Raw genomic sequence first — 20,634 nt, 5'->3', positions numbered from 1 at the left:
CTATTCCGGAGCAGCAAAGGTCAGGGCGGCCCAGTAGGTCTCCCAGAGGGCTTCGGAACCGTCGGGCGCAGGTGAGAATGCCACTGAATCTAGCAGGTACTGGTGGCCGGGGCTCAGGTCGATGTGAACCTGCCCTTGGTCATCGGTACGGTGCAGCGTGTGGCTGACATGGCCCTGATCGTTCTTGTCGAACACCGATACGGGCGCATGCGTCTGGAGAATACCGTCCAATCGCAATTCCACTGTCATCACGCCTGTGAAGTTTTGATCATACGGGTTTGAAATTGCGGTGAACTCCGTCTTCATGCCAAGCGTGACATCCGCGCCGGCGCCGCTTCCGACGGCGATGAGGGCCTTGGCGTGGCGGGTATAATTCTCCTTGAAAGTCTCGACGGGCAGGCCGAGTTCGCGGTGCCGATCCAGGATATCGGGCCGTCCTTTTTCCTGAACGAACCGTCGAAACTTCTCCAACGTGGTATAGGTGATGGTACTGGGCATCGTCTCATGTACGACCGTCACCAAACCATCTGTAAACCCGTCGCTCTGAAAGGCAGGAAAGTCCCCGATCCGCCCGGAATAATTGAAGGTTTCTCCTGCGTGATGCACATCAAAGCGCGCAGTGCTATTGGGAATGTACGGAAGTTTCATCCCGGAGAACATTTGGCCATTGCGCAATTCGGCTGTCACTGAACTGTTGGGGGGAAAGGCATAAGGTGCCGCGTCAATCCAGAACTCATGGGCCAGAGCCGGTAACGCCATGATGATGGATGCGAAAGAGAAGAGGATGCGAAGGGTATTCATGCGGTTTTTTCTATTTTCCTTCAGGCGGCTCTGCGCCGTTTTTCGCGTTTTCGCGATGGCTTTTTTTGTCGCCCCTTTCGGCTTCGGTATCTCTGGCGCTCAGGGGCATGAACTCACACCCACCATCATCGACTTTCGGGTGATTGACGCCCAGATTGCCATGCGGATTCGCATGAACCTAGAGGCATTCGCAGCGGGGATGGATCTTGACGCAGTTGTGAACACCGACAGCGCCGAGCAAGCGGAGACCTACCGGGAGCTTCGGCTGCTGGCGCCCGAGGATTTGCAGCCGATTGCACGTAATTTCGCTGCGGACTGGCTGCCGTCAGTGAGGATCGAGGCCAAGGACAGTCTGCCGCTGCGGCTGCAGGATCTTGAGTTGGAGCCGGTCGGAGACCCAGAGATCCCGCGGGCGACCATTCTGCTTGTCTCCGCTGACCTCCCAGAGCGCGCGCAGCATTTGACACTCAGCTGGCCCGAAGGGGCTGGCGGGCTGGTGCTGCGCCAGCATGATGTGGAAAATCCCTACACAGGCTATCTGCTGAGCGGGGAAACCACGCCTCCGATTGCGATCACGGGGGGCGCTCAATTGACGGGGTGGGAGGCCTTTGTCCGTTATATCCCGGTGGGGTTTGACCATATCCTGCCGCAGGGGTTGGACCATATCCTCTTTGTCCTCGGCTTGTTCTTCTTCAGCCTGCGACTGCGGCCGTTGCTGTGGCAGGTCAGCGCCTTTACCCTGGCGCATACACTCACCCTGGGTCTGGCAACGCTGGGGTGGATCCAGGTCGCTCCAACGATTGTAGAGCCTTTAATTGCGGCATCCATCACGTTGATTGCATTGGAGAATATATTCGTTCGAAAGTTGCACCCCTGGCGGCCAGTGGTGGTATTCGGTTTTGGGTTGCTACATGGCCTGGGCTTTGCTTCGGTGCTCGGTGACTTCGGCCTCCCGGTGGCTCAGTTTATCCCTGCGCTTCTCGGTTTCAATGTCGGAGTTGAGCTGGGGCAGCTCACGGTGATCGCCATTGCCTATGTCGCGTTGGGATACTGGTTCGGAAACCATCCCAAATACCGTGGCAGAGTGGCTATTCCCGCGTCTGCGACCATTGCGCTGATCGGTGCCTATTGGTTTGTGGAAAGAGCATTCCTTTGACCAGAGATCATGATAGGCACAGCATCTTTCACCGCGCCCATCTCAAAAGTCAAAGGAAATCAAACCATTGCAAGTTGAAGTGATTTCAGGGCCGCGACAGGATCATCTTCGCGCCAGATCTCCTCGCCAACTGCGAAAAAGTCCGTAAAGGGGGCAAGAGAGCGCATGGTGTCCTGTGTGAGCCCGCCTTCTGCAACGATCGGAACTTCGATCATCTCTGACCACCACTGAAACAGCTCCGGTTCGGCGGTGGCGCCGTCACCCAGACCAGATGCGCCGACCGGGCCGAAGCATACGTAGTCTGCACCGGCCTCTCCTGCGGAAATGCCTTCGTGACGGGAGGCGCCACAAAAACAGCCGACGATTGCGTCCGGCCCCAGCGCTTTTCGCGCAGTACGCACCGATTTGGACGCTTCGGTGAGGTGAACCCCGTCCAAGCCAAGCCGTTCCGCCAAAATCAGATGGTCTGAGATCACCAGTGCGATATCTCGGGAATGCGTCACTTCGCGCAAAGCGTCTGCGGCTCGGCTGAGCGTGTCTTCGTCACGGCTGACCAGATCCAAACGGACGCAGGCGACCTCAATCTTGTCCAGAACGCGCGCCAGTTGCCCGGGGAATTGCCCCAGTTCAAAGCTTGGGGGCGTGACAAGGTAGATCTGCGGCTGCTCCGGTGTCTGCTCTGGGCTGTCCATTGGCGGGGCTCCTGTTGGCATGATTGGCGGGTATTTACCGGAAATCCCGCTCAACGCAAGGATCACGGGCGGATAGTGGCGATAATATGTCACCCGAGGCTTGCCCCATGCGGGCGCAACCAGTAAGGCAAATGCGGTTTTTCCGGAGTTTCCCATGCCAACTGACACCCCACAACCTCACTTTGTGCTTGTTCGTCCCCAAATGGGCGAGAATATCGGTGCTGCGGCGCGCGCGATGTGGAATTTCGGCCTGGATCGGATGCAGATCGTTGCACCGCGTGATGGGTGGCCCAATCCAAACGCGGTTGCCATGGCGTCCGGCGCCGGACGGCTTCTGGACGAGGCGCAGCTTGCCGAGGACCTGCCGGAGGCGCTTGCGGACTGTACCTATGTTTTTGCCACCACGGCGCGTCCGCGCGAGCTGACCAAACCGGTTTTCAGCCCCGAAGGCGCCATGAAGAAAGCCGCGCAACTCATTGCACAAGGGGAGAAAGTCGCAGTCCTGTTCGGGCCTGAGCGTTCGGGGTTGGAAAATGACGACGTTGCCCGCGCCAATGCGATCATCACCGTTCCCGTCAACCCCGAATTTGCGTCGCTCAACCTCGCACAATGCGTGTTGCTGGTCGGATACGAGTGGCGCCGCCAAACCCAGACCGTTGCTGAGGAAACCTTTGAGCTCGGCAAGTCGGAATGGGCCACGGGGCAGGAGATCGAAGCCCTCGTCCGGCATTACGAAGAGCGCCTGACCGATGCGGGATATTTCTTTCCCCCCGAAAAAGCACCCGGCATGAAGACCGTATTCCGCAATCTATGGAGCCGGATGACGTTGACCCGGGCCGATGTGCAAATGCTGCACGGCATCATGCGACAGATGGTCCGTTGGAAGGAGCACGGCGAGGACTAACTCCTGCTGGACCTTTTGAAACACAGACCCTAGCGTCCCGCCAGATGAAGATGTGAGGCCAAGATGAGCAACCGCACAATATTTGAGGAAGTCTCCTCCGATGCGACCCAGCGTATCTCTCCAACGCCCGGGGGGATCGACAAGCGGCGAGGCGGTGCCCGCGGGGCCATCCGTGTCTGGTTGGCGATGCTCTTTCTGTGCGTCGTTGCCATGATCGTTGTGGGCGGTTTGACCCGTCTGACGGACTCGGGTTTGTCGATCACCGAGTGGCGCCCGATTGCCGGGGCCTTGCCGCCGATGACCGAAGCCCATTGGCAGGAAGAGTTTGAGAAGTACCAGCAGATCGACCAGTTCCAGGTGATGAACAGCTGGATGGAACTCTCTGATTTCAAAAAGATCTATTGGTGGGAATGGGGCCATCGTCAACTGGGTCGTGTGGTCGGTATCATCTGGGCTGTTGGCTATCTCGGGTTTTTGGCCACGCGCAGCATTCCGGCAGGATGGTACGGTCGGCTCCTGTTGCCGGGGGTATTGGGCATGGCGCAAGGCGCGATCGGGTGGTGGATGGTGTCGTCCGGGGTCACCCAGGGCGAGGGCATGACCTCTGTTGCATCGTATCGCCTGGCCACCCATCTGGGCCTTGCCTTTGTGATCCTTGGCTATCTCACCTGGTTCTTCTTCCTGCTGGCGCGGGAAGAGCGGGATCTGATGCAGGCACGGCGCCTGAAAGAGGCCAAGCTATTTGGCATGGGCACCGGGCTGCTGCATTTTGCCTTCCTGCAGATCCTGATCGGCGCATTGGTGGCTGGTATTGATGCGGGGCGATCCTACACGGATTGGCCACTCATGGGGGGGCAGATCCTTCCACCGCGCCCTTTCATGATCGATCCGATTTGGAAAAACTTCTTTGAAAACCCGGCCCTGGTGCAGTTTGTTCACAGGGTTTCGGGCTATCTTCTGTTCATCTTTACCATCGTGGTCTGGGTGCGGGGGCGCCGCAGCGCTCATGCGACGACAAGGTTCGCCTTCAACGCTGTTCTCGCCGCGATGAGCGTGCAGGTCGCCATTGGGATTGGGACAGTTGTGACCGCTGCGCCGGTCGAGATTGCCATTGTGCATCAGGCAGTTGCCGTGCTTGTCTGGGTGCTGATCCTACGGGCGAGATTTCTCGCGGGTTACCCAATTCCGACGCTTATCAAGAGGCACTGATGACATGAGCTCTTATGATGAACTGATTGCTTTTGAACGTGAAACGCAGGCGTTGTCCCAAATTTCAGGGCGCTTGGGCTGGGATCAGGAGACGGTTATGCCGCGGGGGGCTGCTGCGCAGAGGGGCGAAGAAATGGCCGCACTGGAGGGGGTGCTGCATGCGCGCCGCGCAAGCCCCCGGGTCGCCGAACTTCTCGAACACGCAGAAGCACCCGATGACGCAGGCGCTGCGCAATTGCGCAACATTCGACGGGCCTATGACCGTGCGGTCAAGGTCCCCGCAGCGCTGGCCAGCCGGATTGCACGTGTCACATCCGAGGCGCAGGGAAAATGGGCGCAGGCGCGCGCCGATGAGGACGTCGCCGCCTTCCTCCCGGTGCTGAGCGAAGTCGTCGCAATGAAGCGGGAGGAAGCGCAGGCCCTGGCCGCCGACGGTGACCCATACGATGCCCTCATCGAGGATTACGAACAGGGTACAACGTCTGGGGAAATAGCGAAAATTTTTGACGCAATGCGTCCAGGCCTGGTGGACCTACGGGCCCGGGTTCTGGATCAACAAAGGCCTGCGGCTCTGCGCGGCGCGTTTGATGAAGATCTGCAAATGGCGCTGGCGGGAAAAATTGCCGAAGCCTTTGGGTATGATTTGCGCCATGGACGCGTTGACAAAGCCGTTCATCCGTTCAGTTCCGGCAGCGGTCTGGATGTCAGGATCACCACACGGACAAATGTCGATGATCCGTTCAATTGCCTCTATTCCACGATCCACGAAGTAGGCCACGCGGCCTACGAGCAAAATATCGACCGCGCATTCCTGCTGACGTCTATCGGGCGCGGGGTGTCCATGGGGGTTCACGAAAGCCAGAGCCGGATCTATGAAAACCAGATCGGCCGCAGCCGTGCCTTTACCGGATGGCTGTTCCGTGAGATGACAGAGACCTTCGGAGACATCGGCGTCCAAAGCGCAGAGGCGTTTTACGCTGCCGTCAATTCGGTTCAGAATGGCTACATTCGCACAGAGTCAGACGAATTGCAGTATAATCTGCACATCATGCTCCGGTTCGATCTGGAGCGTGCCTTGATGCAGGGGGATCTGATGGTCGAGGATCTGGAAGCCGCCTGGAATGACCGGTTCCACGCGGATTTCGGATATGAAGTCGATAGACCGTCAAACGGCTGCCTTCAGGATGTCCACTGGTCGGTGGGCCTGTTCGGGTATTTCCCCACTTATTCACTCGGCAACGTCTATGCCGGATGCCTACACGAGGCGCTGCGTCAGGATGTGACCGATTTGGACACGCAGCTCAGTGTTGGTGACACATCAGGGGCAACGGGGTGGCTTCGCCAAAACCTGCAAAAATTCGGCAGCCTCCGGGAACCGCAGGATACTATCGCACATGCGGCCGGTCGATCGCCGGATCATGGTCCTTTGATGCGCTATCTGGAGGCCAAATTCTCCGATATTTACAAGCTCTGATTGCCGTCTCTGGCCGTGATGAAAGCCCGAGCTGATGCAGGGTTTCTCAGATTAGAGCCATACGCTCCGCTCGTTCCGGATCAGGAAATGGCCGGTACAGGCCAAAATCTGCCGACGAAATCAACGCGCTTACATTGGCATAGAGACGTTCGACCTCTTCATCCTTTTCACCAAGAATACGAAAGGCCTGATCGAGCTGGGTCATGTCGGAAAATTCAATCTCGAGCAGGAAATCCTTGCAGGAATCGTTGGCTAGATTGAGCTTGCGGCGCAACAGACGCCAGCTGACAATGGCGGACCGATCTTTCAAATACGCCATCCATTGTTCAACGGCACTTGCAAAGGCAAGCGCTTTTGCCTCGTGCTGCAGGTCGATCTGACAGTGATAGAGGTTCATGATCCGCTCCTCCCGATATGATACGCATCCAGAGGAGAACTATCGCGCAAATAGGTGAGCGAAGCGTAAACAGAAAAGCTCCGCGCGGTGTCACAGCCGGGCGGAGCTTTGGTTTAGGAGTGGCGACTAAAGCGCTATTCTTCTTCGCCTTCCTCATCTCCACTATCAGCGATCCAAGCGACGGAGACAACTTCCTCGCCTTTTCCGGTATTGAAGATCCGCACACCTCCCGCTGATCTTGAGCGGAAGGAAATGCCATCGACAGGGACCCGGATCGATTGGCCCTTGGAGGTCGCGAGCATGATCTGGTCATCCAGATCAACCGGGAAGGATGCCAGCAGAGAGCCGCCGCGCATTGCCTTGTCCATTGCCGTCACGCCCATGCCACCGCGGCCACGCACCGGATAATCATGTGAGGATGACAACTTACCCTGGCCACCTGATGTTACGGTCAAGATCAGGTTCTCGGCTGCAGACATCTCCGCATACCGCTCCGGAGTAATCGTCGCGTTCTCATTGACCTCTTCGTCCGTTGTGCTGTCCGCGTCATCGGCAAGACCCGCAACGGCGCGCCGCATCTTCAGGTAGGCGGAACGCTCGTCCGAGGTCGCGTCAAAATGTCGGATGACGGACATGGAAACAACTTCCTGGCCATCGCCGAGTTTGATACCACGCACGCCGACAGAGTTCCGGGAGTTGAAGACGCGCACTTCGGTTGTCGGAAAGCGAATGGCCCGCCCGGTATTGGTGACAAGCATGATATCATCGTCTTCGGAACAGATCCGCGCGTTGATCAGCTTGGTCTCCGCGTGATCGTCCTCGAACTTCATGGCGATCTTGCCGTTCCGCATCACATTCGTGAAGTCCGACAGTCGGTTACGCCTGACTGTTCCAGCAGATGTGGCGAACATGATCTGCAGATCCTGCCATTCATCCTCATTCCGATCGACCGGCATGATCGCGGCAATGGAGACGCCAGGCGGGATTGGCAGAATGTTGACGATCGCCTTGCCTTTTGCCGTCCGCCCGCCCTGAGGAAGACGCCATGTCTTCAGCTTGTAAACCATGCCGTCGGTCGTGAAAAAGAGAAGCTGCGTGTGGGTGTTCGCCACAAACAACGTGGTCACCACATCTTCTTCTTTCGTCTGCATGCCCGACAGGCCTTTGCCGCCCCGTTTTTGCGCACGGAAGTCAGCCAGAGGTGTTCGTTTTATGTAGCCCCCCGAGGTCACGGTCACAACCATGTCTTCCCGTTCGATCAGATCCTCATCGTCCATATCTCCGGACCAATCGACGATTTCGGTGCGTCTTGGGACGGAGAAACTCTCACGAACTTCCCGCAGTTCATCGGCAATTATGCCCATGATCCGCTCACGAGATGAAAGGATTTCCAAGTATTCCTTGATCTTTGCAGCGAGTTCTTCAAGTTCATCGGTGACTTCTTTGACACCAAGCTGGGTCAGTCGCTGAAGGCGCAGTTCTAGGATCGCACGGGCCTGAACCTCTGACAGATTATAGGTCCCGTCGTCGTTCATCGTATGGGTGGGATCGTCGATCAGTCGAATGTAGCCCGCGATATCGGAAGCAGGCCATTTCCGGGTCATCAGTTTCTCGCGCGCAGTCGCCGCATCGGCCGAGGAGCGGATCGTTGCGACCACCTCGTCGACGTTGGACACGGCCACGGCAAGACCACAGAGAACATGGCTGCGCTCACGGGCCTTCCGCAGGTTGAACGCGGTCCGTCTCGCGACAACATCCTCCCTGAAGTCTATGAAAGACGTCAGGAAACGGCGCAGAGTAAGCTGCTCGGGACGGCCCCCATTCAAAGCCAGCATGTTGCAGCCAAAGGAGGTTTGCATCGGTGTAAATCGATAAAGCTGGTTCAGGACGACTTCGGCGGTGGCATCACGTTTCAGTTCCACGACCACCCGGACGCCGTTTCGGTCAGATTCATCCTGAACATGCGATACGCCTTCGATGCGCTTCTCTCGCACCTGCTCGGCGATCTTTTCGATCATGGACGCCTTGTTCACCTGATAGGGAATCTCATCCACAACAATCGCGTAGCGGTCTTTCCTGATCTCCTCGACGCGGGTTTTGGCGCGTATGATCACGCTGCCTCTTCCCTCGAGGTAGGCCTTGCGGGCACCGGAGCGACCAAGCATCACGCCCCCGGTCGGAAAGTCGGGTCCGGGGACATAATCAATCAGTTGTTCGCTGGTCAGATCCGGGTCGTCAATCAGCGCGAGTGTGGCGTCGACGACCTCGCCAAGGTTGTGCGGCGGAATATTGGTCGCCATCCCGACGGCGATACCACCGGCACCGTTGACCAGCATGTTGGGAAAACGCGCGGGCAGGACAGTGGGTTCCTTGTCCTTGCCGTCATAGTTGTCCTGAAAGTCGACGGTTTCCTTTTCGATATCCGCCAGCATGAAGGCCGCGGGCTTGTCCATCCGAACCTCGGTGTAGCGCATCGCAGCCGCGTTATCGCCATCCATCGAGCCAAAGTTGCCCTGACCATCAAGCAAGGGCAGGGACATCGAGAAATCCTGAGCCATCCGTACCAGAGCATCATAGATCGCGCTGTCGCCGTGGGGGTGATATTTACCCATCACGTCCCCAACAGGGCGGGCGGACTTTCGATAGGGCTTGTCGTGGCTGTTGCCGGTCTCGTGCATGGCATAGAGAATGCGGCGGTGAACCGGTTTCAGACCGTCCCGCAGATCCGGAATTGCACGGCTGACGATAACCGACATCGCATAGTCGAGATACGAAGTACGCATCTCGGATTCGATGGAAACGGACGGCCCATCATAGGCCGGGCGTTTCGGGGGAGTTTCGTCCGCATTTTCAGGGGTTTCCGGCGTATCACTCACGTTGGCTGCCCGCTTTTCTTGTTTATCTATATGTTGTGGGAGCACCTTATCAGACTGCGTATATGACGTGCAAGCAAGCAGCCTGCCTTTGCTTGGCAGCCGGCGGGTATATCTGATAACAAACTGATTTAGTTGAAAATTTACTCCGGATATCTAGGCTGATTGCATCGATCAGTGAATGGAGAACCAAAATGGACTCATCTGAAGCCGAATTGATGCTGCGAGGGTATGGCCTCACGACTGCGGAATTCATCTATCATATGCCTGATTTTGCGCATGTCCTGAATGTTTTTGTTTGGCAGGAATACGATCTGGCACCGGATCATCCCCGGCTGCTGTCCTTTATCGATTTTTGGAAGGAGGAAATCGAGGGGCCGTTGCGTCAGGTGCGATTTTCACATCGCAAGAGGGTGTCGAGCGGAGAGTGGTGTAATCTGACTGGCGAGTTTTATATCAACTGACCCAGTGCCAGTAATTTTCCTGGGCGCTCTTGGCCTGTTGCGAAACCTGTGACACAGTTCCGTCAAAGGGGGCTACGGCTGCACTGTCGTTACCTCAAGTATGAGGAGCAAGTCAATGATTTTCAACGAATACCCTGATCGGGAAATGCTGGCTATTTCGGTTGCGAACCGGATCGCGGGGGATCTCAAAAGCCACCTTCTGCGCAACAGTCGCGCGACGATCGCGGTCGCCGGCGGAACCTCGCCGGGTCCGATATTTGACGATCTTTGCGCTGCAGAACTTGATTGGGCCAATGTCTGCGTGATGGCCTCCGATGAACGATGGGTGCCCGAAGACAGTGACCGGTCCAACGCCCGGTTGATCCGTAACCGGTTGCTGACGAACCGGGCTGGTGCTGCGGAATTCTTGCCGTTCTATATGGCGGGGCTCAATCCTGATGATGCGGTCGAGCCGCTGTGCGAAAAGGTCAGTGCGCAGGGCAATTTGACGGTGGCGTTGCTGGGCATGGGGGCGGATATGCATACGGCCTCGCTGTTCCCCGGAGCAGCGAATTTGTCGGCCGCCCTGTCCCCCGACGCTCCTGAAGTGGCCGTCGTCCGCCCGGACAGCCAACCGGAGGCCCGCATAACGCTGACCGCGCGGGTGCTGGACGCCGCCATGGCAAAGCATCTGGTGATCTTCGGTGAGGAGAAGAAAGAGGCGCTGGATCGGGCGTTGAAACTGCCCCCGGAAGACGCACCGATCCAGGCAGTCCTGTCCGGGTGCCAGGTTCACTGGGCCGTGTGAGGGTTCACTGGTCCAGGTGAGGGTGCGGTGCAGAAATCTGTGGGGTCAGCGAATTTCCGTAGCCCTGTCGAGGTCAATAAACTGTTGCCGCAGGCTGTCAGGAATAGGGTAACCCTCCGTTCCGTCAGCGGTGCGAAACACCATGACGCCTTGCATGGTTGCGCGAAGGTCGCCGGACCAGATTTGTTGTTCGATCACATAGGATGTACGCCGAAACGACAGAACTCTGGCCGTGGTGATATAGGTTTCGCCTATAACCATCTCTTTAATATAGTGAATGTCTGCATTTCTCACCACATGCCGGGGTTGGTCGAGCCCCTCAAAATGGTGGCGGAAGAAACTGTTGTAATACTCAACGCGCAGGGCCTCGAACCAATCGAGGTAGGCTTTGTTGTTCACATGCTGCAGTATGTCGATCTCGGAAAATCGCACGCGGTCTGCCATGGCCATTGGCACCGGGGTCGGCAGGCCTTGGGCGCGTTGTTCGTCTGGGCTTAGCGGGGTGAGATATCGGAGATCCATAGGCCCCTGCCGTAAGCCTCTATTCCGGTTTGTGCAACGATAATCTGGCGAAGAACCGACCTGCTGCACCCGCCGCCGTCGTCAGAGTGATCGTTTGAACGAGTGACATCATGCGGCATCTTGGCCTTCGGTCAGCACAGGCTTTGGCCAGGTGAAGACGAATTCCGTTCCCTGACCACTGCCATCGGAAATAACCCGGATATCATGTCCAAGGATCGTGAGATGTTTTTTGACGAAGGCCAGGCCCATGCCGCTGCCTTCGACCTTGTCGCGAGATTGAAGCGTTTTGAATAGGCCAAAGATCAGATCATGGAATTTCTCCGGTATACCTGGTCCGTTGTCTTTTACATGAATAGTGTAGTGGCCAATGCTGTCGTGCAAGGACACATATATCTCGCCCTGGGCCTTGTCGTTGTGTTTGATCGCATTGCCAATCAGGTTGAGCAGAACGGTTCTCAGGGGCAGGAAATTCAACCGCGCGGATTTGAAGTCGTCAGAAAACGTCAGCGATATTTGTTCGGAGGACTCCACCAGTTTCTCCAAATCTTCCACGATTGCGGTGCCATCGACGATCTGCCGTGACGGATCAAACTCGATGGATCCAATCCTTGAGTGAAGCAACAGATCATCCAGCAGGCGTGCCATCCGTTGTATGCGCGATTTCATAAAAAACATGTGTTCGCGGGTGTCATCTGTCAGCAGGCCATCCAGGTCTTCTTCTAACCACGTCGCGGCATGTGAAATGACCCGCAGGGGGGCTTTGAGGTCATGCGAGGCGACATATGCAAATTCCTCCAGTTCGCTGTTTGACCGGTTGAGGCGCTCGATCAGAGACTTGGCCTCATCTTCCAGCGCGATGCGCGCGGTCACATCCCGCATCACTGCAACAAACAATGGCGGATGCTGGTCGGGGAGCGGGCTGATCAGGACCTCCAGTGTGACTTCCTGCCCGAACCGGTTGTGCCGGGCGCAGAGTTTGCCGCGCCCCAGAGCCTCGGATGATCCGGTCGACAGAAATGTGGTGATTTCGCTGTGCAATTCGCCCCAGGCCTCCGGGGATACGAAATCGGACAACTTGACGCCGGTGATCTCTCCTGCCGGGACTTCAAACGCGGTCTGAAAGGACAGGTTGCAATTGAGAATGGCCCCGTCGCCGTCAATAACCGCCAAGCCGTCGAGGACCGCATCATAGACCATTCCGGCATGAGCCTCCTGCTGGTGTAGCCGGTCAATCAGGTGCCGAAAGCTCCTGGCAAGATCTCCGACCTCATCCTGCAAGGAAACGGGAAGAACCGGATCGAGCCCGCCATTGGCGGCGCTGACAATATCCCGGCTCATGTCGATCATTGGAGCGAGCGCCCGTTTCAGACCGGCCTGCGTGTATCGCGCCGCAGCAATAATGAGCAACAGGCCCAGCGCAAACAGCTGCAGGGTCGAAACCGGCAGCGTATGCCCGAAAAAAAACCTCGGCTTGATCAGGGTGAAGTGAACCCGATGGGTGTTATGGCTCAAGCGGTCAAGCTGAGTTGTGAGGTAGTCGGTGCCGTCTTTCGATATCCACGTCATGCCTGTTTCCGCACGCTCGACCCGGTTTGCAACCTCGCGGGGAAGGGAGGTCGGCGTGTCGAAGGTGAATTCGCCCTTCTGTTGGTCGGAGTGCCATGCATAGGTGCGGCCGGAAGAGTAGGACAGCAGGAAGTCTGCCGACAAATCCAGTGGATCAAAGGTCGCAGCGTTGTGGGAAATCAGATCCGTATCTATCGCGATAAAGCCGAACGGCATCCCATAGGCATCGAATACGGGGACCAGCGTGCGGTAAACGAGATTAAGAGGGGTCTGACGGCCATGGATCTCGCGCTCGAACGCGGGCTGGCCGATGTATACGCCGCCTTGGCCAAGGTCGGCAGCTTCCTGGAAATAGGGCTCTCCTTCTTCAGAGCGGAGCTGGTCTTCGGCAAGGCGGACCAATTCTGCGCCTTCTTTCCTGACGCGAACGATTTCACGGCCCCCATTCGCGATGCCGACGAACAGAATTTCGATATAGTTCGGTCGCAGGGCGTGAAATGACGTGAAGACCGTCGCGAGCCGATCTGACCATTCCTCGGTGCTGTCACCACTTTTCGGGTCAATTCCGTTATTTGACGCGGCGCGTACAAGCGCCGACACCGGAGGCATGTTGGCCAGAATTCTGGCATCAGAGACGATAGCCCCGGTCGCGTTGACGGTCGCCCTGGTCACAAGATTTGCAACTTCAACGAGGTCCGACGCGGTTTTCCGGGTTTCCAGGCTGTGGGAAATCAACGCGCTCGCCAGTGTCAGGACGACAACGGCCACAACCGTGGTAGAGACTGCGAGCTGCGATACGCGGTGTTGCAGAGAGTTGGATTTTCCAAAGACCATATTGGGCTCGCTGAAACTGCACGCCCTGAATGGTCACATGCGATCTTTCCTTGCTATGTATCTATGGTCGGCCCGGTGAGATAACAGGCAGTTAATTTCCCCATGCACGCCCCGGTTTTTACGGTCGCATATCGCTCCGGCGCGGAGGCCTGCCTCGCGCCTGGCGGGGGCAGGCCGTTGCCGGAGGCGAAGGCGCGAAACCGGACGCTAGCCCCTGGCCCTGCCCGGGCCATATTCAGCAAAGCCTGCGAGCACCTCAGCCATTTCAGCATCACTCAGAAGGCGTGGCGTTCCAATGGACAGGCTTGCCACATAGGCCTGGGCCAGGGTTTCCAATTCCCTCATGCGCCACATGGCCTTGTCCAGGGTCTCGCCACAGACAACCGCACCGTGATTTGCCATCAGACATCCCGTCCGGTCCGCCATGGCGCGGGTGATATTGTCAGACAAGGCCTGCGAGCCGAACAGGGCATAGTCGGCCAGGGGCACATCGGTCCCCCCAAAGGCCGCCACCATATAGTGGCAGGCCGGGATCGGGCGGTGGGACATCGCCAGCACGCTGCAATACACGGGGTGTGCGTGAACGACGGCATGCATCTCCGGCTTTGCGTTCAGGATCGCGCGATGGAACGGCCATTCGGTCGAAGGTTTCATCTGTCCCGGTTCCGGCGGGCTGTCATCGAGAGGCAGCCGGACGATCAATTCCGGGGTCATCTGAGCGTAGGGAACCCCCGAGGGGGTGATCAGAAAACCGCCGTCAACCTGTACCGAGATATTGCCTGATGTCCCCTGATTCACCCCGCTTCTGTTCAGCTCCAGGCAGGCCGCAATGATGGCTTCGCGGGTCTCAAAACTGTCTGGCGAAAGGCTCATGTGGTGCTTCACTTTTCGTACTGCGACTTTGCGTCAATGATACCGGGATTGTGGTCGAAGGGACAGGAAAGAAGGGCAGGGGTGTTCAGAGCAGCCTGCAGTTCCGTTTTCCCTGTGCCTTGATATCCGATGTGATCTCATTGCAGCCGCAGGGTCAATCGGCAGCGCCGACCTCATGCAGTCGGCGGGACACGCGCAGTTTGACCTCTGAAGGCTCGTCTCCGAGCGCCTGCACCACCTGCTCAAGCCTGCTGCGCGTTCCATGCAGCTGATCCAGCAGCGACATGATGATGACCAGTGCGTCTTCGTTCACTTCGAAATCGTCGGTCAGCTCACACAGGAGGGTGATCCGTCGAATATCCAGCGTGCGATACCGTGGACCATCTGACGTCTGAACCGGAGAAATGATCTGCAAACGCTCGAAATAACTCAGTCGCTCGGGCGTCAGGGAGGTGACTTTCTCAATTACCTGTTCCGGGGCGTAGGACTTGGTCATGAGGTCTCCTTTGCGGCCCGAGGGTCATAGGCGTGGTTTGCCTTCCAGTCTGTCATGAACCGCCTCAGCTCGTCGTCGATCTCGGGTGGGCTGACAATCACCAGTTTTATCCTCTGGTCCCCTCTGCCGCTGCGCCCCTTGATCCCACGTCCCTTGAGGCGCAGCACCTGACCGGAGCTGGCGCCGGGGGGCACCGAGACGTTTACGGTGCCTGCGATCGTTTTGACGGGCACTTTGCCGCCAAGGATCGCTTCGTCGATGGAAATCGGCAGAGACACCACGATATCATCGCCGTCGCGCTCGAAATCCGGGCTGGGGCTTACGTCCAGAGTGATGAAGGCATCGCCGGGCTGGCCGCCGCCGACGCCCTTTTCGCCCTTGCCGCGCAGGCGGATGGTCTGCCCGTCGCGCACGCCCTCGGGAATGGTGACCTCCAGCGCGGCGCCATCCGGCAGGGTGATCCGAGTCTTCGCCCCGCGTGCGGCATCCAGAAAGGACACCGATAGGCGATATTGCGTGTCCTGTCCCTGGCGATCCTGCGACCAGCCCCGGCCGGATCCCTGGCCCATGCCCGAAGCGCCTCGGCTCCGGGCGAAGTTGGCGAAGAAATCGTCGGCGTCAAACCCTTCATCGAACGGGTCGCCCCCCGATCCGCTGCGGCTATGTGATGTATAGGGGTTTTGCGCCCGTCTTGCTTCGTCCCGGTAGTAGCCCCTGGGGGCCTTTTCCGCCCCGGTCGCATCAATTTCTCCGGCATCGAACCGGCGACGTGTCTCCGGATCCTTGAGCAAGTCATAGGCGCGGCCTGCATCCTTGAAACGCGCCTCTGCGGCCGGATCATCCGGGTTGAGATCCGGATGATTTGCCCGGGCCAATTTGCGATATGCTTTTTTGATCTGGTCCGAGGTTGCGTCCTTGGTCAGGCCAAGCGCGGCGTAGGGATCTGGTGACATTTCTTGCTCCGCAGTTGAGACATTATCTATCCGTCGCGGACAAAATTGCAATGCTGGGTGCCTGCGAAACCCGCCGGCGGGTTCCTGTGGTTTTCGAGGTTTATCCGACCAGCCGAAGCGGGGTATGGCCCTGCGGATCCAGGGATGCGTCGTTTAGTCGCCGCGTCAGGCGCAGAACAACTGAAAGGGCTTGTGCCTCTTTTTTCGACAGGAGCCGCCGGGCGGCGGGGTAGGCAAGCGAGAGCTCTTTGGTCCTGAGGCCCGGGCAGAGCGCCATCACTTCGCAGCGCCCGGCCGCTCCGAGCCGATGCAGCGCCTCCGGACCGGGGTACAGCGTCTCAACCGGCAGGCCATTCGCCAGGATGACCTGATGCCGGCCAGTCAACAGGCTGACATACTCCACGCTCTTTCTGCCCTGCATTTCCCGAATGCGTGCAAGCGCGATCAGCCCCTTGGCCGGGGCGAGTACCTCTCTCGTGCCAAACAAGAGGTCGCAGGCCGGACCCGCGACCAGAATGCGGTGATCCGGGGATAGCACTGTGTCCCGATGTGGTGTCTTCGCTCCGCTGAAACCGGCCCTGAGCAAGAGAGGCTTTGCAGCACCCCGCACCGTCAGATCCAGAGTACGCCGCCCGACCCAAAGGAGCGGAACGGCGCCGTTGTCGATTGTCTGCACGAGATCGCCGACTTTGAGATCGGCGACATCCACCTGGCCAGAGGGCGTCGTGATCAATGTTCCGGTGGCGAAACAGGGGAAATCATCAAAGTCCAGATGGCCATCATCGTCGCCACCGGGGCCGGCCGCTTCATCTGCCCGGGTGTATCTTACCCTTGCTGGCCCGTCGGGCACGCCGCCCAGATCGATGAGAAAGGGCTGGTTGTAAAGAATGAGATGTTCGTCCCCATCGCCTCGGCCCTGCTGGATATCGGGCTGGACACCGGAGCGCGGCACCACGACGGCGCCGGTGGAGTCGTAAATCGTGACGAACTGACCGTTCTCGAATTCGGTGCCTCCGGCGCGGACCTGTTCAACGACGACGGTATAAATATCACTCGCAGATCCGATCGCCTCGACGCCATTGACGATGACAACCCTGTTGGACCCGTTGCCGTATCCCGAAACTCTTGTGTATCGACCGATCTGGTCGCCTCGAAGTTCCAATGTCACTGTCGGCATGTTTCACGAACCTCGCACTCTGCACCTGCGCCGGATTCAAAACTGCGGGCGACGCATCCCGGTCTCTGCCGCTCGCTCAGAAAGCCGCGGCCAAAACGAAGTGAACAATGAGTTAACTCTGTAGCAATTCTGCTGCTCTGGGTCATGTAAATTCTGGCGCCGACCTCTGCATCGCCGCTCAATACAGGGATTTGCGTGCGGATGGCCATTGAACCGCCCCTGTTGCCGGAGTCGGCGGAGGGTTGGACAAATTGAAACGAGCCAGCCGTCAGGGTTATCCGGTTTCATTGGCGACTGCGCAAAACCTCAGGCACGGCGATGAGCCAGAGCGACACTGCAGCAAGACCAAAAAGCCAATGGCCGACCACCGTGAAAAGTACCGCGCCGGCGACGCCTCCGACGGCGAAGCACGCGAGTGTCAGGCTGTGCAGGGCCAGCTTTGGCCGCGCGTCCTGGCGGGCGGTTTCGGTTCCAAGCAAAGCAGCCAGTTCAATTCCGATGTCGGTTGCCATGCCCGACACATGCGTCGTCCGGACACGGGAGCGGGAAATCATGGTGGTCACCGCATTCTGGAACCCCATAATGAAGCTTAGCGCCACAACCAACAGCGTTTGCTGAACGCTCTGAGGCCAGACAAGCAGTATCGCCCCCAGAAGCAACAGAAAGAGGCCCTCGGCAAACACCGCCAGAGCGTATATGGACCGGAGCCGCCTGTGCTCTCCGATCTGTATGCTCACAGCGGCCAGGCCTGCGCCGAGGATGAACGCGATCACCAGTCCGGCAAAGGACAGAGCCATGAGGGTGCGTCCCTCGGCGATGTGATCGGCGAAGGCGGAAATGTTGCCTGTCATATTCGCGGTGAATGCGCCTGCAATCAAAAAACCGACTGCGTTCAGCGCACCGGCGATCGACGACAATAACCCGGCTAAAAACAAATCGATCGTATCGGTTCGATCCTCACCAACACGCACCAGCATCGCGTTCCTTTCCCAGGTTTGTCAGCGACCAGAGTAACGTCGGCCAGACCCGGCGGTAAAGCGGAAGCGGCCCGCAGGAATTCGGGTTTTCGGCGCCGACCGATACCTGGCTTGCTTTACCTGGCATCTTGCTGCTGATCCGCACAGGTTTTGGGCACTATATCCTGCCGGGGAAGGGGGCGTGCATATGTCATGTGTCTGGAAAGTGCGACACTGATCGCGCCCCGGTCCCGGCTTCGACACCCCTTTGGGGCGCGTCTCTGAAGCGGTCAAACGGCGTACCATGCTCCGTCGAATCGGAGCGGAGCCGGTCCTGATCCGGTCCGACAAAAATGCCCCAAACCGGCTATGGTTTTGCCACTTTGCCAGCACAGTGTGTGCGCATAGATAACCAAAGTATTAGCCAAGCAGTGGAAGATGCCGACCCAGCACCTGCGCGCGCCGGTGCCAACAGAGATCACGTCCTGATTGGAGCGTCTGCAGGTCTTTCAGCGGTCCGAAACCTGCAGGCTCTGTCCGTTTGAAAGAGCATACCCTATGCCCACAATTGATATTGTCCGGCTCGATGAAGACCCGCACCAAAGTGACTATGCCATTCGCGCCGACACATCCTCGCGCGGGGTCGATCTGGAGGGGGCGACGATCACCGCGACCTATGCGGACGGCACCAGCGAGACCCTCACCTGGCAGGCGCTGGACCCCTACACTACCGGCGGCGCGACCGGGTCAGACATTTCCATGTTCTACGGCTATAGTTGGCATGAGCTTTCCACGACCAAAGTCTTGACGTCGCTTGAGATTGATCTTGCGCCCGCGAACTCAGTCTTTGATACCACCCTTGCCTCTGACGATGACCCGCTGGGTGGGTCCACGCCCGGGTCAAAGAACGGCTATCCGTTCCAGGTGTCGTCTGAATACGAAGATATGGGCGGCAGCATAACGGCCGAGTATTCAGGGATTGTAAATCTTGCCGGACATCCCGCCGCCGGTGATCTCTATACGACTTTGACGATTGATTTCACCGGCCTGCCGGGGGGCGGTCTCCTCGGGGAGCTCGACTGGAACTCCGATATTGACACGATGACCGGCCCTTTCAACTGCGATCTTGTCGCCACGGATGACATTGTGGAAATCTCAGGCGATGGCTCGGAGATCCTGAATGTTTTGGGCAACGATGTGCGCATTGACGGCAGCAGCCTGACGATCACCCACATCAATGGTCAGCCCGTGGAAGTGGGCGGGTCGGTGACGTTGCCCAGCGGCGAAGTCGTCACCTTGAACCCGGACGGTACGCTGTCAATCGCGAACGACAGCACCGTGGATGAGGTCAATACGTTTTCCTACCGGGTGAGTGATGGTCTCGGCCATTCCGACGACGCCATCGTCAAGGTGAAGACGGACGTGTCCTCTCCCCCCTGTTTTGTCGCGGGCACGATGATCTCGACGGAATACGGTGCCGTTGCGGTCGAGGAGCTGGAAATCGGGACCTTGGTGTATACGCGCGATCATGGGATGCAGCCGCTGCGCTGGATCGGTCGGTCCCATCGTCGCGCGGAGGGGCAGAATGCGCCGGTGGTCTTTGCAGCCGGCGCCCTTGGCGATCATGACCGTGTCTGCGTCTCGCAAAATCACCGGGTCCTTGTCACGTCGGAGCGCGCAGAACTGCTGTTTGGCCAGGCCGAAGTCCTTGTAAAGGCCAAGTTCCTCGTCAACGATCATTCGATCCGGGTGGAGGCGAATGGCCGCGCAGTGACCTATGTGCATCTGCTCTTTGATCAACATGAAATTGTCCTCGGCAACGGGCTCGAAAGTGAGAGCTATCACCCCGGAGCCGAGACGCTCGATGCCTTCGACGTTGAAACCCGCGATGAAATTCTGAACCTGATGGCCGAGATCGGCGAGTATAGTCCGACGGCCCGTGTCGCGCTCAAATCATACGAAAGCCGACTGCTCTGTGTTGGATGAGCTGCGATCATGATCTGCGCCACAGCGCAATCTCGCCCGGTTCTGTGCAGGCAGACATTCGGTGAAGGAAGAGGCATGAACTTTGGGAGATCAATCTGGAGCGGGTAGCGAGAATCGAACTCGCGCGTTCAGCTTGGGAAGCCGTAAGTTGTGCGACATAAGATACTGAAAGTATTGAATTGCATTGATTGCTTCGGGAGAAATTTCGGGACTCGGCAACTTGAAACATGCTGAAATCGTTCATCGCGTCAGCCAAGTCCGTATCTAGAACATGGGCGTATCGCATAGTCGTTTCAATACTGGTGTGACCCAATAGCCTGCTTACCAGCTTCAGATTGCCGGTGGCACGAAGCATCCGTGTCGCGAAGGTGTGGCGCAGATCATGGAAGCGGAAGTCTTCAATCTCTGCCTTTCCCAGGGCGGCCCTGAAATCACCGAACAGATGACTGTTTTGCCTGATCCGTCGACGCTCCGGATTTTTCTCGTCGTCGGTTGAGCCTCCCCCTTTAAAGTG

The 20,634-nt window shown here is 58.0% G+C and carries 19 protein-coding genes; 7 read left to right on the top strand and 12 right to left on the bottom strand.

Annotated elements, in window-relative coordinates; genetic code table 11:
• Positions 1–801, bottom strand: a complete 801-nt coding sequence (locus FGE21_RS13405) for a DUF4198 domain-containing protein (RefSeq protein WP_139663810.1) — start codon at positions 799–801, stop codon at positions 1–3.
• On the opposite strand from FGE21_RS13405, the gene FGE21_RS13400 reads away from it, so the two are divergent.
• Complete coding sequence (locus FGE21_RS13400) at positions 800–1,957, top strand: HupE/UreJ family protein (RefSeq protein WP_255731581.1); 1,158 nt, start codon at positions 800–802, stop codon at positions 1,955–1,957. The two genes, FGE21_RS13405 and FGE21_RS13400, sit on opposite strands and share 2 nt — an antisense overlap.
• Positions 1,958–2,016: 59 nt before the next feature.
• Here FGE21_RS13400 and FGE21_RS13395 read toward each other — a convergent pair whose 3' ends face one another.
• A complete protein-coding gene (locus FGE21_RS13395) occupies positions 2,017–2,649 on the bottom strand; it encodes a thiamine phosphate synthase (RefSeq protein ID WP_139663808.1) in 633 nt (210 codons plus the stop codon).
• A gap of 154 nt (positions 2,650–2,803) precedes the next feature.
• Between FGE21_RS13395 and FGE21_RS13390 the strand changes: the two genes are divergently transcribed.
• The 3 genes from FGE21_RS13390 (at position 2,804) to FGE21_RS13380 (ending at position 6,236) form a co-directional block, all read left to right on the top strand.
• Entirely contained in the window at positions 2,804–3,553 is a 750-nt protein-coding gene (locus FGE21_RS13390) for an RNA methyltransferase (protein ID WP_139663807.1), read from the top strand.
• 63 nt (positions 3,554–3,616) lie between these two features.
• A complete protein-coding gene (gene ctaA, locus FGE21_RS13385; protein WP_139663806.1) occupies positions 3,617–4,762 on the top strand; it encodes a heme A synthase in 1,146 nt (381 codons plus the stop codon).
• 4 nt (positions 4,763–4,766) lie between these two features.
• Positions 4,767–6,236 (top strand): carboxypeptidase M32, encoded by a 1,470-nt coding sequence (locus FGE21_RS13380; protein ID WP_139663805.1) that lies wholly within the window; start codon positions 4,767–4,769, stop codon positions 6,234–6,236.
• A 46-nt stretch (positions 6,237–6,282) separates the two neighbouring features.
• Here the strand turns inward: FGE21_RS13380 and FGE21_RS13375 are convergent, their stop codons facing one another.
• Positions 6,283–6,633, bottom strand: a complete 351-nt coding sequence (locus tag FGE21_RS13375; protein ID WP_139663804.1) for a DUF6614 family protein — start codon at positions 6,631–6,633, stop codon at positions 6,283–6,285.
• A 134-nt stretch (positions 6,634–6,767) separates the two neighbouring features.
• On the bottom strand, positions 6,768–9,509 hold the full coding sequence (gyrA, locus tag FGE21_RS13370; RefSeq protein ID WP_176695440.1) for a DNA gyrase subunit A: 2,742 nt from the start codon (positions 9,507–9,509) through the stop codon (positions 6,768–6,770).
• A 191-nt stretch (positions 9,510–9,700) separates the two neighbouring features.
• On the opposite strand from gyrA, the gene FGE21_RS13365 reads away from it, so the two are divergent.
• Together FGE21_RS13365 and pgl are read left to right on the top strand one after the other, a co-directional pair.
• The gene (locus FGE21_RS13365) at positions 9,701–9,970 is read left to right on the top strand and encodes an usg protein (protein WP_139663802.1); all 270 of its coding nucleotides are present in this window, start codon (positions 9,701–9,703) and stop codon (positions 9,968–9,970) included.
• A gap of 115 nt (positions 9,971–10,085) precedes the next feature.
• Positions 10,086–10,757: a 6-phosphogluconolactonase gene (pgl, locus tag FGE21_RS13360; protein ID WP_139663801.1), complete on the top strand. Its 672-nt coding sequence runs from the start codon at positions 10,086–10,088 to the stop codon at positions 10,755–10,757.
• A gap of 45 nt (positions 10,758–10,802) precedes the next feature.
• Here pgl and FGE21_RS13355 read toward each other — a convergent pair whose 3' ends face one another.
• From FGE21_RS13355 to FGE21_RS13325, 7 genes are all read right to left on the bottom strand, one after another.
• Positions 10,803–11,201, bottom strand: a complete 399-nt coding sequence (locus tag FGE21_RS13355) for a thioesterase family protein (protein ID WP_255731580.1) — start codon at positions 11,199–11,201, stop codon at positions 10,803–10,805.
• Between the two features lie 186 nt (positions 11,202–11,387).
• Positions 11,388–13,679, bottom strand: a complete 2,292-nt coding sequence (locus FGE21_RS13350) for an ATP-binding protein (RefSeq protein ID WP_139663799.1) — start codon at positions 13,677–13,679, stop codon at positions 11,388–11,390.
• A gap of 207 nt (positions 13,680–13,886) precedes the next feature.
• On the bottom strand, positions 13,887–14,552 hold the full coding sequence (locus FGE21_RS13345) for a class II aldolase/adducin family protein (protein WP_139663798.1): 666 nt from the start codon (positions 14,550–14,552) through the stop codon (positions 13,887–13,889).
• 154 nt (positions 14,553–14,706) lie between these two features.
• On the bottom strand, positions 14,707–15,048 hold the full coding sequence (locus FGE21_RS13340) for a chaperone modulator CbpM (RefSeq protein WP_139663797.1): 342 nt from the start codon (positions 15,046–15,048) through the stop codon (positions 14,707–14,709).
• Complete coding sequence (locus FGE21_RS13335; protein WP_139663796.1) at positions 15,045–16,001, bottom strand: DnaJ C-terminal domain-containing protein; 957 nt, start codon at positions 15,999–16,001, stop codon at positions 15,045–15,047. Before FGE21_RS13335 ends, FGE21_RS13340 begins: the two co-directional genes overlap by 4 nt.
• 100 nt (positions 16,002–16,101) lie before the next feature.
• On the bottom strand, positions 16,102–17,178 hold the full coding sequence (locus tag FGE21_RS13330; protein ID WP_139663795.1) for a Hint domain-containing protein: 1,077 nt from the start codon (positions 17,176–17,178) through the stop codon (positions 16,102–16,104).
• Between the two features lie 284 nt (positions 17,179–17,462).
• The gene (locus FGE21_RS13325) at positions 17,463–18,155 is read right to left on the bottom strand and encodes a YoaK family protein (protein ID WP_139663794.1); all 693 of its coding nucleotides are present in this window, start codon (positions 18,153–18,155) and stop codon (positions 17,463–17,465) included.
• Between the two features lie 537 nt (positions 18,156–18,692).
• Here FGE21_RS13325 and FGE21_RS13320 point away from each other — a divergent pair.
• A complete protein-coding gene (locus FGE21_RS13320; protein ID WP_139663793.1) occupies positions 18,693–20,120 on the top strand; it encodes a Hint domain-containing protein in 1,428 nt (475 codons plus the stop codon).
• Positions 20,121–20,127: 7 nt separating this feature from the next.
• Here FGE21_RS13320 and FGE21_RS13315 read toward each other — a convergent pair.
• On the bottom strand, positions 20,128–20,634 hold a 507-nt coding region (locus FGE21_RS13315; protein WP_176695439.1), incomplete at its 5' end, for a tyrosine-type recombinase/integrase.

The sequence above is a fragment of the Phaeobacter sp. B1627 genome (assembly GCF_006265095.1).
GTDB lineage: Bacteria > Pseudomonadota > Alphaproteobacteria > Rhodobacterales > Rhodobacteraceae > Epibacterium.
This window is presented reverse-complemented; position numbering and strand designations above follow the sequence as displayed.

What these genes read in the sequence shown, in the direction of transcription:
- FGE21_RS13400 (WP_255731581.1), top strand. Translation starts at nt 800, where the DNA reads ATGCGGTTTTTTCTATTTTCCTTCAGGCGGCTCTGCGCCGTTTTTCGC.
- FGE21_RS13365 (WP_139663802.1), top strand. Translation starts at nt 9,701, where the DNA reads ATGGACTCATCTGAAGCCGAATTGATGCTGCGAGGGTATGGCCTCACG.
- FGE21_RS13320 (WP_139663793.1), top strand. Translation starts at nt 18,693, where the DNA reads ATGCCCACAATTGATATTGTCCGGCTCGATGAAGACCCGCACCAAAGT.
- FGE21_RS13355 (WP_255731580.1), bottom strand. Translation starts at nt 11,201, where the DNA reads ATGGCAGACCGCGTGCGATTTTCCGAGATCGACATACTGCAGCATGTG.
- FGE21_RS13325 (WP_139663794.1), bottom strand. Translation starts at nt 18,155, where the DNA reads ATGCTGGTGCGTGTTGGTGAGGATCGAACCGATACGATCGATTTGTTT.
- FGE21_RS13405 (WP_139663810.1), bottom strand. Translation starts at nt 801, where the DNA reads ATGAATACCCTTCGCATCCTCTTCTCTTTCGCATCCATCATCATGGCG.
- ctaA (WP_139663806.1), top strand. Translation starts at nt 3,617, where the DNA reads ATGAGCAACCGCACAATATTTGAGGAAGTCTCCTCCGATGCGACCCAG.
- FGE21_RS13375 (WP_139663804.1), bottom strand. Translation starts at nt 6,633, where the DNA reads ATGAACCTCTATCACTGTCAGATCGACCTGCAGCACGAGGCAAAAGCG.
- FGE21_RS13330 (WP_139663795.1), bottom strand. Translation starts at nt 17,178, where the DNA reads ATGCCGACAGTGACATTGGAACTTCGAGGCGACCAGATCGGTCGATAC.
- FGE21_RS13345 (WP_139663798.1), bottom strand. Translation starts at nt 14,552, where the DNA reads ATGAGCCTTTCGCCAGACAGTTTTGAGACCCGCGAAGCCATCATTGCG.
- FGE21_RS13340 (WP_139663797.1), bottom strand. Translation starts at nt 15,048, where the DNA reads ATGACCAAGTCCTACGCCCCGGAACAGGTAATTGAGAAAGTCACCTCC.
- FGE21_RS13335 (WP_139663796.1), bottom strand. Translation starts at nt 16,001, where the DNA reads ATGTCACCAGATCCCTACGCCGCGCTTGGCCTGACCAAGGACGCAACC.
- pgl (WP_139663801.1), top strand. Translation starts at nt 10,086, where the DNA reads ATGATTTTCAACGAATACCCTGATCGGGAAATGCTGGCTATTTCGGTT.
- FGE21_RS13395 (WP_139663808.1), bottom strand. Translation starts at nt 2,649, where the DNA reads ATGGACAGCCCAGAGCAGACACCGGAGCAGCCGCAGATCTACCTTGTC.
- FGE21_RS13390 (WP_139663807.1), top strand. Translation starts at nt 2,804, where the DNA reads ATGCCAACTGACACCCCACAACCTCACTTTGTGCTTGTTCGTCCCCAA.
- FGE21_RS13350 (WP_139663799.1), bottom strand. Translation starts at nt 13,679, where the DNA reads ATGGTCTTTGGAAAATCCAACTCTCTGCAACACCGCGTATCGCAGCTC.
- FGE21_RS13380 (WP_139663805.1), top strand. Translation starts at nt 4,767, where the DNA reads ATGAGCTCTTATGATGAACTGATTGCTTTTGAACGTGAAACGCAGGCG.